The 11,909-nt window shown below is 68.3% G+C and carries 10 protein-coding genes; all 10 read left to right on the top strand.

Going from position 1 to position 11,909, the window contains the following annotated elements:
* Positions 1-20 precede the first annotated feature (20 nt).
* Genes ACFWUP_RS18745 through ACFWUP_RS18700 form a run of 10 tightly spaced genes read left to right on the top strand, consistent with a single transcriptional unit; the run spans position 21 to position 11,904 of the window.
* A complete protein-coding gene (locus ACFWUP_RS18745) occupies positions 21-980 on the top strand; it encodes an ABC transporter substrate-binding protein (RefSeq protein WP_379235852.1) in 960 nt (319 codons plus the stop codon).
* Positions 981-1,008: 28 nt separating this feature from the next.
* Positions 1,009-2,079, top strand: coding sequence for an LLM class flavin-dependent oxidoreductase (locus ACFWUP_RS18740; protein WP_379235850.1), 1,071 nt, complete (start codon positions 1,009-1,011; stop codon positions 2,077-2,079).
* On the top strand, positions 2,076-3,689 hold the full coding sequence (locus tag ACFWUP_RS18735; RefSeq protein WP_379235848.1) for an ABC transporter substrate-binding protein: 1,614 nt from the start codon (positions 2,076-2,078) through the stop codon (positions 3,687-3,689). The genes ACFWUP_RS18740 and ACFWUP_RS18735 overlap by 4 nt, the downstream gene beginning before the upstream one ends.
* Positions 3,689-4,768, top strand: coding sequence for an ABC transporter permease (locus tag ACFWUP_RS18730; RefSeq protein ID WP_379235846.1), 1,080 nt, complete (start codon positions 3,689-3,691; stop codon positions 4,766-4,768). The genes ACFWUP_RS18735 and ACFWUP_RS18730 overlap by 1 nt, the downstream gene beginning before the upstream one ends.
* Positions 4,761-5,657 carry an ABC transporter permease gene (locus tag ACFWUP_RS18725; protein WP_379235844.1) on the top strand — a complete coding sequence of 299 codons (897 nt, stop codon included), beginning with the start codon at positions 4,761-4,763 and terminating at the stop codon, positions 5,655-5,657. The genes ACFWUP_RS18730 and ACFWUP_RS18725 overlap by 8 nt, the downstream gene beginning before the upstream one ends.
* Entirely contained in the window at positions 5,654-7,273 is a 1,620-nt protein-coding gene (locus ACFWUP_RS18720; RefSeq protein ID WP_379235842.1) for a dipeptide ABC transporter ATP-binding protein, read from the top strand. The genes ACFWUP_RS18725 and ACFWUP_RS18720 overlap by 4 nt, the downstream gene beginning before the upstream one ends.
* Positions 7,270-8,592, top strand: coding sequence for an LLM class flavin-dependent oxidoreductase (locus ACFWUP_RS18715; protein ID WP_379235840.1), 1,323 nt, complete (start codon positions 7,270-7,272; stop codon positions 8,590-8,592). Before ACFWUP_RS18720 ends, ACFWUP_RS18715 begins: the two co-directional genes overlap by 4 nt.
* On the top strand, positions 8,589-9,953 hold the full coding sequence (locus tag ACFWUP_RS18710; protein WP_379235838.1) for an NtaA/DmoA family FMN-dependent monooxygenase: 1,365 nt from the start codon (positions 8,589-8,591) through the stop codon (positions 9,951-9,953). The genes ACFWUP_RS18715 and ACFWUP_RS18710 overlap by 4 nt, the downstream gene beginning before the upstream one ends.
* Positions 9,950-10,759: a DUF1684 domain-containing protein gene (locus ACFWUP_RS18705; protein WP_379235836.1), complete on the top strand. Its 810-nt coding sequence runs from the start codon at positions 9,950-9,952 to the stop codon at positions 10,757-10,759. Before ACFWUP_RS18710 ends, ACFWUP_RS18705 begins: the two co-directional genes overlap by 4 nt.
* Entirely contained in the window at positions 10,756-11,904 is a 1,149-nt protein-coding gene (locus ACFWUP_RS18700) for an LLM class flavin-dependent oxidoreductase (protein WP_379235834.1), read from the top strand. Before ACFWUP_RS18705 ends, ACFWUP_RS18700 begins: the two co-directional genes overlap by 4 nt.
* Positions 11,905-11,909: the final 5 nt, after the last annotated feature.

Below are 11,909 nucleotides of genomic sequence, written 5' to 3'. Positions count from 1 at the left end.
ACGAACAGGTTTCGACACTGATGAAGCTCTCCACACTGATCGGCATCATTTCCGCGGCCACCCTGCTGACCGCGAGCTGCGCCGATCCCGAGTCCGCTGACACCGTGCAGGCGGGCGCGGTCACCTTCGATCTTTCGCCGACCCAGGAGGGACGGGTGCGTGCGGCGAAGGTCGACGCGATCGCCGCCGAAGTGCCGCAGGCGATTCGGGATCGCGGCACCCTCGTGGTGACCGGCGCGGGTACGTCGGCGCCGCCGCTGCGGTTCTACGCCACCGACAACAAGACGGTCGTCGGATCCGAAGTCGACTTCGCCTCCCTGGTCGCCGACAAGCTCGGGCTGAAACTGGATGTGCAGGTGGCCGATTGGACGCAGAACTTCGTGCGTGTCGACTCCGGTGAGGTGGACGCGTTCATCTCGAACGTGACCGTCACCGAGGAGCGCAAAGAGAAGTACGACTTCGCGACCTACCGCAAGGACAATGTCGCGCTCGAGGTGCCGAAGGACAGTTCGCTGGTCTTCACCGACCGCAAGAGCCTGGTGGGCAAGCGCATCGGTGTCGGCGCGGGCACCAATCAGGAACAGTTGCTCGTGAAGTGGAACGAGCAGAACGTCGCCGAGGGCCTCGCGCCGATCGACATCGCCTACTACCAGCAGATCACCGACTACTACCTGGCGCTGGCCTCGAAACGCCTCGACGGCTACATCGGCCCCAATCCCACCGGCGTCTATCACTCCACGACCACCGGCGAAACCAAGCTCATCGCCACCTTCTCCGGTGCAGGCGACGCCCTGCAGGGGGAGATCGCGGTGCTCACCAAGAAGAACAGCGGCCTCAATACCGCCGTGCACAAGGCCCTGGTCGACGCCATCGCCGACGGCAACTACCAGAAGGTCCTCGACCGCTGGGGCCTGGATTCGGAGAAGGTCACCGAGTCGCGCGTCAATCCGCCCGGCCTGCCGAAGAAGCCCACCGCATGAGTTCGTTCTCCAGGTCAGGAGCCCGCGCATGAAATTCCTGCTGATGACACTGATCACCCGGGTACCCGATCCGGTCACCGGCGTGGTCCCGACAACGCGTGAGCGCCTGCACGAGGTGATCGAACAGGCAAGGCGCGCCGAGGAATTCGGCTACGACGGATTCGCCGTCGGCGAGCGCCACGAGGACCCGTTCCTGTCCGCCGCTCCCCCGGTGGTGCTGAGCCATATCGCCGCGGTCACGTCGCGGATCAGCCTGTTCACCGCGGTCACCACCTTGAGCCTGCTCGATCCGGTGCGCGCGTTCGAGGACTACTCCACGCTCGACAACCTGTCCGAGGGCAGGCTCGAGCTGATCATCGGCAAGGGCAACGGGGCGGCGCAGGCGCAGCTCTATCACGTCACCACCGAGGACCAGTGGGAGCGCAATCGTGAAGGGTACGAACTGTTCCGGGCACTGTGGGACAGCGAAGAGGTGACGTGGTCGGGACAGTTCCGGCCGTCACTCACCTCGGCCAAGGCGCTGCCGCGACCGTTGCAGCCGCGTGTGCGGATCTGGCACGGCAGTGCGACGAGCCGGGAGTCGGTGGAACTGGCCGCGCGCCACGGTGATCCGGTGTTCTCGGCCAATGTCACCAACCCGATCGAGCCGTACGCCGAGCTGATCCACCACTACCGTGAACGTTGGGCGCACTATGGTCACGCCCCGGCCGACGCCCTGGTCGGCGCGGGCACGGCGGGTTTCCATGTCGCCCGGACCTCGCAGGAGGCCGTCGAGGTGTTCCGCCCGCTGTTCGAGGCGCGAACCGCGTTGCAGCGCAAGGTCGGCAATCCGGTGGTGTTCGAGACCGTCGAGGACTTCATCGCCCGCTCGTCGGCGCTGGTCGGCAGCCCGGAGCAGGTGATCGACAAGGTCGGCCGCTATCACGAGCAGTTCGGCCACGAGGTGATCCACCTGTCCGCCGAACGCGACGGCCGCACCGAAGCCGATTACCTGGACAGTCTCGAGCTGTTCCAGGCCGAGGTGGCGCCCGAGCTGCGCCGCCGCATTCCGAGCCGTCCGCTGGCCGCAGGCCGTGAATTGTCTGGAGCTATCAAGTGATTCGACATCGTCTCGCCGCGTTCGCCGGTGTGTTCGCCGCCGCGACCACTGTGGTGGCGTGCGGGAGCGGCACCGGAGATCAGGGTGACCAGGCCGGTCCGCCGCAGCCCGGCGGCACCCTGCGCTACGGGCTCTCGCAGGCGCCCACCTGCTCGGACCCGGCGCAGGCCGGCTCGAACCAGACCATCTATGTGACTCGCCAGATCGTCGATTCGCTGACCGACCAGGATCCGAAGACCGGGGCCATCACTCCGTGGTTGGCCGAAAGCTGGGAGGTCAGCCCGGATTCGAAGGTGTTCACGTTCAAGCTGGCCGACGGGGTGAGCTTCAGCGACGGCACCCCGCTGACCGCCGACTCGGTGCGCGACACGTTCGACGCGGTGATCAAGCTTGGCGGGGCGAAGGCTCCACTCGGGACGAGCTACCTCACCAACTACGTCGGCACCACGGCGGTCGACAAGCTCACCGCGCGAGTCGAATTCAGTCAGCCCAACGCCCAGTTCCTCCAGGCTTCCTCGACTTCGCAGCTCGGCATCCTGAGCCAGTCGACCAATGCCAGACCGGTGGAAGCTCGCTGCGCCGGCGACACCATCGGCAGCGGACCGTTCACCTACGCCGAATGGAAGCAGGACACCTCCGCCACGCTGACGAAACGCGCCGGATACCACTGGGGTTCCGCGGTTTTCGCACACGAGGGCGAGTCCTACCTGGATCGGATCGAGTTCACCGTCGTCCCGGAATCAGGGGTGCGCACCGGCAGCCTGGCGTCAGGCCAGCTCGACGCGATCAGCGACGCGCTGCCACAGGACGCACCACAGATCGAAGCGACCGGTGGCCGGGTGCTGTCCACCTCCAACCCCGGCACGCCATTCGGGTTCTCCCTCAACGTGACTCGCGGTCCACTGCGCGATCCGGCGGTGCGCCAGGCGCTGCTTCCGGCACTGGATCGTCAGCAGCTCGTCGACACGGTCCTCGGGCCGCAGTTCAAAACGGCCACATCGATCCTGGCCGCGACGACCCCCGGCTACACGGATCTGTCGGCCGCGCTGGCCTACGACCCGGCCAAGGCGAAGTCGATCTTCGAGCAGGCGGGCTGGGTTCCCGGTCCCGACGGAATAAGGACAAAAGCCGGTGAGCGACTGAGCTTTTCGGTGACATTCAGCCAGGTTTTCGCAGGCAATCAGGCGATCCTGGAACTGGTGCAGCAGCAATTGCGGCAGGTGGGCGTCGAACTGAAGCTCGATCTGGTGTCGACGCCGGAATGGACGGCGCGCCAGAACGCCAAGGACTTCGATTCGAATTATGGCAACAACACCCGCGCCGACGGTGACATCCTGCGTACCTTGTTCTCGCTGACCGGACGCAATCTCAATGCGCGAGGCCCGATTCCGGCACTCGACGAGACCCTCGACAAACAACTCGCCACCAGCGATCCGGCCGCACGCGCGGAACTCATCAAAACCGCTCAGCGGTTGATCCTCGACAACGGGCTCTACATCCCCACGATCGAGCTGTCCCAGGCGATCGGCGCGGCCGCGCACACGCAGGATCTGAAGTTCGAGGCCTCGGCCCGACTGCAGTTCTTCGACACCTGGTTGAGCGGGCACTGATGAGCGGCTCGGACGTGGATTCGCGGGACGCGGGGATTCGCGGCGGTTTCCGGGGTCTGCGCGTCGGCCGACGCAACTCGGCAGGCAGTGGGACCGCCCGGTACCTGGGTTCGCGTGTGTTGCAGGCGGTCTGGGTGTTGTGGGCGGCGTTCACGATCTCGTTCGTGGTGCTGTACCTGCTGCCCGCAGATCCGGTGTCGATGGCGGCCGACAGCGCAGGCACCGGCACGCCGGTCGACCACGCGGCGGTCGCCGAAATGCAGGCCCGCTACGGGTTGGACAAGCCGCTGTGGGAGCAATATGTGACCGCGCTGGGCAATGCGGTCACCGGTGATCTGGGCCGCTCCATCAACACCGGGCAACCGGTCACCGAAGCCCTCGGCGACGCGCTCCCCCACACGCTCGGATTGGCCGCGCTGGCGCTGCTTTTCGCCGTCATCGGCGGCACAATGCTCGCCTTCGCCGCCACCTACACGCGGCGCCCGTGGTTGCGCAACACCCTGAGCGCGCTTCCCCCACTGGGCGTTTCGGTGCCGACGTTCTGGACCGGCCTGCTCCTGCTGCAACTGTTCTCGTTCCGCCTGCACTGGTTCCCCGCCTTCGGCGGCACCGGCCTGCGCGGCACCCTGCTGCCCGCGCTGACCCTGGCCCTGCCGATCGGGGCGGTGCTGGCCCAGGTACTGGCCGCCGGGCTCGAACAGACGTGGCGCCAGCCGTTCACCGAGGTGGCGCTGGCCAAGGGGGCGTCGCGGTGGTGGGTGCAGCGCCGCCATATCGCCCGGTTGGCGAGCGTGCCCGCGTTCACCATCGCCGGCGTGCTGGTGGGCACCATGCTGGCCGGGTCGGTGGTGGTGGAGTCGGTGTTCGCCCGCGCGGGCGTCGGCCGGCTCACCCAGACTTCGGTGCTCAATCAGGACATCCCCGTCGTCCAGGGGGTGGTGCTGCTGTCGGCGCTGATCTTCGTGGCGGTGAACCTCGCGGTCGACCTGCTCTATCCGCTGCTCGATCCGCGCATCACCGGAACGCGGCGATCCACCCGGACCCCCGCCACCGATTCCGAAGGGAGCGAACATGGTTGACGTTCTGGTTCGACGTGAGTCAGTCGCTGATCGACCCGTCGCGAGATCCGTCTCCTCGCGCCGATTTCGCAGTGCCCAGGTGCTCGGCTGGACACGCGGACATCTCGGACTCGTGTTCGCCGGTGTCGTGCTCGTGATCGCCGTCGGCTGGGCGGTGGCACCCTCGGTGTTCGCCTCCGGCGATCCGCTGACCGGGGTACCCGCCGAGAAGTTCCAGGCGCCCAGTGTGGCGCACTGGTTCGGCACCGACAATCTCGGGCGCGACCTCTACACGCGGATGGTGCACGGTGCGGGCCTCTCGCTCACCGCCACGCTCACCGCGGTCGGGATCGCCCTGGTCGTCGGATCGGCGCTCGGGCTGCTGTCCGGCGCGGCGGGCGGCATCGTCGACACCGCGATCATGCGGGTTGTCGATGTGCTGCTGTCGATTCCGTCGCTGTTGCTCGCGCTGGCACTGGTCACCGCGTTGGGCTTCGGAACCCGCAATGTGGCTGTCGCCGTCGGTGTGTCGCTGATCGCGAATTTCGCGCGAGTGATGCGTTCTGAGGTGCTGCGGGTGCGGCACGCGCCGTATGTCGAGGCCGCGCACGCATCGGGGGTGCGCTGGTACGCGGTGCTCGTCCGGCACATCCTGCCCAATTCGTGCCAGCCCGTACTCGCCTTGGCCGCAGTCGAATTCGGTATGGCGGTGCTGGCGGTGTCCTCGCTCAGTTTCCTCGGCTACGGCACCAAACCGCCCACCCCCGAATGGGGTTCGCTGATTTCGGAGGGCCGCAATTTCCTCGCCTCCGCCTGGTGGCTGACGACCTTACCCGGCCTGGTCATCGTCGCCGTGGTGCTGTCGGCCCAGCGTGTCGGGCGCTTCGCAGGAAGGACCACGTCACGATGAGCGATCCTCTGCTTGGAGTCGACGACCTGCACATCGACTATCGGGTCGGCGCGGGCGCTGTCACCGCACTCGACGGCGTGTCGATCACGGTGGACCGCGGGGAGGTCGTCGCCCTCGTCGGGGAGTCCGGCTCGGGCAAATCCACGTTGGCGCACGCGGTGATCGGGCTCCTCGGCGCGTCGGCGCACCTCACCTCGGGCCGGATCGAATTCGGCGGCGAGCAGGTCGATCCCGACGACGAGAAGACGTTGCGGCGACTACGGGGCGCGCGGGTGGGGTTCGTGCCCCAGGATCCCGGCCTGTCGCTGAATCCGGTACTGCGGGTGGGTGATCAGGTGGCGGAGGCCCTGCTCGTCCATCGGCTGGCCGACCGGCGCGGGGCCGCACTGCAGGCTCTGGATCTGCTCGAGGAGGTCGGGCTGGATCGCCCGGAGGTCCGGGCCAGGCAGTACCCGCACGAGTTGTCCGGTGGGCAGCGACAGCGAGTACTGATCGCCATCGCGCTGGCCTGCGGCCCGGAATTGATCATCGCCGACGAACCCACCAGCGCGCTCGACGCGACCGTGGCGCGGCAGGTATTGGACCGGCTGGCCGAACGGACCGCGGCGCGCGGGACGGCGGTGCTGCTGATCACCCACGACCTGGCCGTCGCCGCCGAGCGGGCCGACCGGCTGGTGGTGCTCGAACAGGGTCGGGTCGTCGAATCCGGTTCCACCGCACAGGTTCTGAACCATCCGGCACAGCCCTACACCCAGCGACTGCTGGCAGCCTCTCCCGCCCTGTCCCCTACCGAGTTCCGGCCGCAGCGATTCAGAGCGGAATCACCTTTGCTGTCAGTTCGTGCCCTGCACAAACGATTCCACGCCGGATCGGGCACCATCACCGCGGTCGACGACGTCGAGTTCAGCCTCGACCGTGGCGAAACCCTCGCGCTGGTAGGCGAATCTGGCTCGGGCAAGTCGACGACCGCACGCATCGCGGTGAAACTCACCGAGGCCGACAGTGGAACGGTCACCTTCGACGGCCACAACCTCACCAGTGTCCGCCGCAAGCAGCTGCGCGCCCTGCGCAAACGGTTCCAGGTGGTGTATCAGAACCCGTACTCCTCCCTCGATCCGCGCTGGGATGTCGCCGACATCATCGCCGAACCACTGCGCGCCTACGGCGTCGGCGACCGCGCGAAACGGGTCACCGAACTACTCGAACAAGTCGCGCTCCCAGCAGCTTTCACCACCCGCAAGCCCGCCGAACTGTCCGGCGGACAACGCCAACGGGTGGCGATCGCCCGCGCACTGGCCCTGCGTCCCGATCTCCTGGTACTCGACGAGCCGGTGTCCGCGCTCGACGCCTCGGTACAGGCACAGATCCTGGACCTGCTCGACGATCTGCAAACCGAACTCGCCCTCGGCTACCTGTTCATCTCCCACGACCTGGCCGTCGTGCGCCGGATCAGCGACCGGGTCGCGGTGATGCGCCACGGCCGCATCGTCGAAACCGGCCCCACCGCAACCTTGTTCACCGATCCACAGCACCCCTACACCAGGGAGCTGCTCGCGGCGATCCCCACGCCCGGTACCCGGATCGACCCTCTCGACGGAAAGGACCTCACCCGATGAGCGAGCCAAGCCTGTTCCTCGGCCTCGAAACAGCAGGCACCGGAATACATCCCGCGTCCTGGCGGCGGGCCGACTCCGGCGCCGAAGACCTGTTCACCGCCGACTACTGGATCCGCGTGGTCACCGAGGCCGAGCAGCTCGGGTTCGACGCCGTCTTCCTGCCCGACTCGTTCGGCATCCAATCCGGTGGCGCGGCCGTGACCCGCGGCAGGCTCGACGCCGTCGCCATCGCGGCCCGCACCGCCCCACTGACCAGCCGCATCGGGCTGATCCCGCAGGTGCCGGTGACCCACACCGAACCGTTCCACGTGTCCAAGGCGGTGACCGCGCTCGACTTCGCGAGTCTCGGTCGTGCGGGCTGGGAGGTTACGGTATCCACGGGCGAGGCGAAAGCATTCGGGCGCAAGGCAATTCAGGATTCGACATCGCTGTGGCAGGAGGCCGACGAAGCGGTCGAGGTGGTCACCCGGCTGTGGGACAGCTGGGAGGACGACGCCGAGATCCGCGACGTGCCCACCGGCCGGTTCATCGACCGCGACCGCCTGCACTACATCGACTTCGTCGGCGAACACTTCTCGGTCAAAGGCCCGTCGATCACGCCCCGCTCGCCCCAGGGCCAGCCGATCGTCACGATCCACGCCGACGACGAGGCGTCGACCGAGGTCGCCGTCCACCGGGCCGACCTCATCCGTATCACCGCCCCGGATCTCGCCACCGCCCGTGAACGCCGCATCGCCTTGCGCGCCGCCATCGCCGGCGCGGGGCGCGATCCCGACACCGTGCGGGTTCTGCTGGATCTGCCTGTGCACCTGGCAGATTCGGCCGATGCGGCCCAGGTTGAAGTACTCGAGCTCGACCGCTGGGCCGGAACCGCCGAGACTCCCTCGTCACATCTGCCCGGCACCACACCCAGCGAGGCCGCTCCCACTCAGCTCCGGCATGTGGGCACTGTCGCCGAACTCGACGAACTGCTCGCCGACATCTCGCGCAACGCCATCGCCGATGGCGTGGTGTTGCGCCCACTGGCGCTCCCGGCCACGCTGAGCACGATCACCGCCCCTTGGCGGACGGCCACGCCCTACGACGGCACGCCGGTCGAGCCCGCCGCCCCTCGCGATCCCGCGAACGACTCGAGCGCGCTCCGACCGCTCGCTGCCCGTCGCGATCCCGCCGACGACTCGGGCGCGCTCCGCTCGCCCGCTGCCCGTCGCGATCCCGCCGACGACTCGAGCGCGGGCCGATCGCCCGCGACCCTGCGCGACCACCTGGGTCTACCCCGCCCCGCCAGCCGATACGCCACGACAGGAGCAGCGCTGTGACCTCGAAACCACGCAAGCAAGTCCACCTCGCCGCACACTTCCCCGGCGTCAACAACACCACCGTCTGGGCCGACCCGGCCTCGAAATCGCAGGTCGATTTCTCCTCCTTCGAACATCTGGCGCGCACCGCCGAACGTGGCCTGTTCGACTTCTTCTTCCTGGCCGAGGGCCTGCGGTTGCGCGAGCATCGCGGCCGGATCCACGACCTGGATGTGGTGGGCAGGCCCGACACGTTCACCGTGCTCAACGCGGTGGCGGCGGTGACCCAGCGGCTCGGGCTGGCGGGCACCATCAACAGCACCTACAACGAACCGTTCGAGGTGGCCAAGCAGTTCGCCTCGCTCGATCATCTCTCCGGTGGCCGGGCCGCGTGGAACGTGGTCACGTCCTCGGATGCCTTCACGGGTGAGAACTTCCGGCGCGGCGGCTACCTCGACTACAGCGAGCGGTATCGGCGCGCGGAGGAGGTAGTGGCCGCGACGAGGGCGCTGTGGGACAGCTGGCCCACCGACTCGCTGGTGATCGATCGGGAGCGTGGGGTCTTCGCCCGCGAGGTTCCCGAAACATCGTTCCGCAGTTCACAGTTCGATTTCGCGGCGCCGTTCGTCGTGCCGCCGAGCCCGCAGGGTCACCCGGTGTTGTTGCAGGCGGGCGATTCCGACGAAGGGCGCGAGTTCGGCGCGAAAACCGCCGATGCCATCTTCACCGGGCACGGCACCCTCGAGGCGGGCCAGAAGTTCTACGCCGACGTGAAGGGCCGTCTGACGAAATATGGTCGCGCGCAAGGTGATCTGCTGGTGCTGCCGGCGGCCACCTTCGTCCTCGGCGACACCGCCGACGACGCGCACGAGCGGGCTCGCACCATCCGCTACCAGCAGGTGAGCCCGCAGACCGCGATCGCCTTCCTCGAACAGGTCTGGGGCCGTGACCTTTCCGGCTACGACCCCGACGGCCCGCTGCCCGATGTCGAACCCGACGCCGCCGCCGAGATCACCCGCGGCCGGGTCCGGCACACGAAAGATCCACTGGCCGTGGCGAAAGCGTGGCGCGCGAAGGCCGAGGCCGAGAACCTCAGCATCCGCGAACTCATCATCGAGGTCACCGCCCGCCAGCAGTTCGTCGGCACGCCCGCCCAGGTCGCCGAGCAGATCGACCACTACGTGCAGTCCGATGCTGCCGACGGTTTCATCCTCGTCCCGCACCTCACCCCCGCCGGCCTCGACAAATTCGTCGACAAGGTGGTCCCCGAGCTGCAGGAACGCGGCAGTTTCCGCACCGAATACACCGGCCCCACCCTGCGCGACCATCTCGGTCTGCGCCACCCCAACCACACCGTCGCCGAAGGAGCACGCGCATCATGACCATCACCGTCGAAAACCTCAGCAGAACCGCCACATTCGCCGACGAGTGGTCGCGTTGGCACGAGGCCCGCGAGGACGGCCTGCGCGATCCCCTCGGTTGGCTCAGCCTGGCCGGGCTGCACTGGCTCACCGACAGCCCGCAGCGCCTGGACGGCGTCCCCGGTACCTGGTGGGTGACCGACGAAAAGGTGTTCATCACCGCCCAGCCCGCCGACCGGCTCGATGTGGACGGTGAGCGGATCGCCGGCGTGCGGATCGTGACGCCCGAGGAGGGCGCGCCGGGGGTGAGCGTGCTCAACGAGGAGAAGGTCTTCGAAGTGATCCGGCGCTCCGGGCAGTACGCGGTGCGCGTGCACGATCCGGCCGCGCCGACCCTCACCGCGTTCACCGGGGTCGCCGCCTATCCGGCCGACCCGCGCTGGGTCGTGACCGGGCGTTTCACCGCCTTCGAGCAGGCACGCACGGTCACCACCGGTGCCGTGGTCGACGGGCTGGAACACCACCACAGCGCCGCGGGGATCATCGAATTCCGGATCGGCGACAGCCACGAGGCGCTGCTCGCCTTCGGCGCCCCCGACGATCTGAAGGTGCTGTTCACCGACGCGACCAGCGGCGTCACCACCTACCCGGCCGCCCGCTCGCTCGCCGTCGGGGCAGTCGGGGCCGACGGCACCGTCACCCTCGACTTCAACCGGGCCGTGAACCTACCGTGCGCGTTCACCGACTTCGCCACCTGCCCGGTGGCGCCACGCGAGAACCGGCTGCGCGTGGCGATCGAAGCGGGAGAACAGGATCCGAAGCTATGAGCGTGCCGCTGTCGATCCTCGACCTGTCACCGATCAGCGAAGGGTCGAATGCCGCACAGGCATTGCGCAACACCATCGACCTGGCACGCCATGCCGAGCAGTGGGGGTACCGCCGATACTGGTTGGCCGAGCACCATTTCGTGTCGGTGGCGAGTTCGTCGTCGCTGACCCTGCTCGGGCTGGTCGCCGCGGCCACCTCGCGCATCCGGGTCGGGACCGGTGCGGTGCAGGTTGGCCACCACACCTCGGCCTCGATCGTGGAGGCGTTCGGCACCGTCGACGCGCTGCATCCGGGGCGACTCGATCTGGGTCTGGGCCGGTCAGGGCATCGACGCAGCCAGTTCGGCGCCGCCGCGGCCACGACCAAGGGCGGGCATCCGGTTCTCGACACGGTGACCGGGCGCACCGCCATCCGCGACGGCGTGGTGGTGCCGCCACCGTTCGACCCGCGCCGGGTCACCGACCGTTCGAAGTTCCTCGCCTCGATCGAGGCACTGCAGCAACCGGGCGCGGAATCGCTGGACTTCGCGGATCAGGTAGCCGAGGTTCAGGCACTGCTCGAAGGCCGCTACTTCACCTCCGACGGCGTTGCGCTGCACGCTGTTCCGGGTGAAGGCATCGATACCGAGCTGTGGTTGTTCGGCAGTTCGGCGGGTGAGAGCGCGGAGTTGGCCGGCGCATGGGGTCTGCCGTTCGCGGCGGCCTATCACGTCGCTCCGGGCACCGCCCTGGACGCGGTCGCGGCGTATCGGGCGGCGTTCCAGCCGTCGGCGGTGCTCGCCGAACCGCACGTCATCGTGTCGGCGGACGTCGTAGTCGCCGCCGACGACGACACCGCCCGCCACCACGCGAGCACCTACGGACACTGGGTACACAGCATCCGCAGCGGCGGCGCGGCTGAATACCCCGACCCCGCAACAGCTTCCCCGCTCACCCCCGACCAGCTCCGCCTGGTCGACGACCGCCTGGCCTCCCAGATCGTCGGCTCCCCCGCCACTGCGGTCGAGCGGCTCGACGCGCTCCAAAAAGTCACCGGCGCAAACGAACTCCTCGTCACCACCATCACCCACCACCACGCCGACCGCCTCGAATCCCACCGCCTCCTGGCCGACGCCTGGGGCCTGCGCGCCGCCCGCGCCGCCTGACAACC

Source organism: Nocardia sp. NPDC058658 (genome assembly GCF_042716665.1).
In the GTDB taxonomy this organism is placed as follows: domain Bacteria; phylum Actinomycetota; class Actinomycetes; order Mycobacteriales; family Mycobacteriaceae; genus Nocardia.
This window is presented reverse-complemented; position numbering and strand designations above follow the sequence as displayed.

What these genes read in the sequence shown, in the direction of transcription:
- ACFWUP_RS18720 (WP_379235842.1), top strand. Translation starts at nt 5,654, where the DNA reads ATGAGCGATCCTCTGCTTGGAGTCGACGACCTGCACATCGACTATCGG.
- ACFWUP_RS18715 (WP_379235840.1), top strand. Translation starts at nt 7,270, where the DNA reads ATGAGCGAGCCAAGCCTGTTCCTCGGCCTCGAAACAGCAGGCACCGGA.
- ACFWUP_RS18705 (WP_379235836.1), top strand. Translation starts at nt 9,950, where the DNA reads ATGACCATCACCGTCGAAAACCTCAGCAGAACCGCCACATTCGCCGAC.
- ACFWUP_RS18740 (WP_379235850.1), top strand. Translation starts at nt 1,009, where the DNA reads ATGAAATTCCTGCTGATGACACTGATCACCCGGGTACCCGATCCGGTC.
- ACFWUP_RS18700 (WP_379235834.1), top strand. Translation starts at nt 10,756, where the DNA reads ATGAGCGTGCCGCTGTCGATCCTCGACCTGTCACCGATCAGCGAAGGG.
- ACFWUP_RS18725 (WP_379235844.1), top strand. Translation starts at nt 4,761, where the DNA reads ATGGTTGACGTTCTGGTTCGACGTGAGTCAGTCGCTGATCGACCCGTC.
- ACFWUP_RS18745 (WP_379235852.1), top strand. Translation starts at nt 21, where the DNA reads ATGAAGCTCTCCACACTGATCGGCATCATTTCCGCGGCCACCCTGCTG.
- ACFWUP_RS18730 (WP_379235846.1), top strand. Translation starts at nt 3,689, where the DNA reads ATGAGCGGCTCGGACGTGGATTCGCGGGACGCGGGGATTCGCGGCGGT.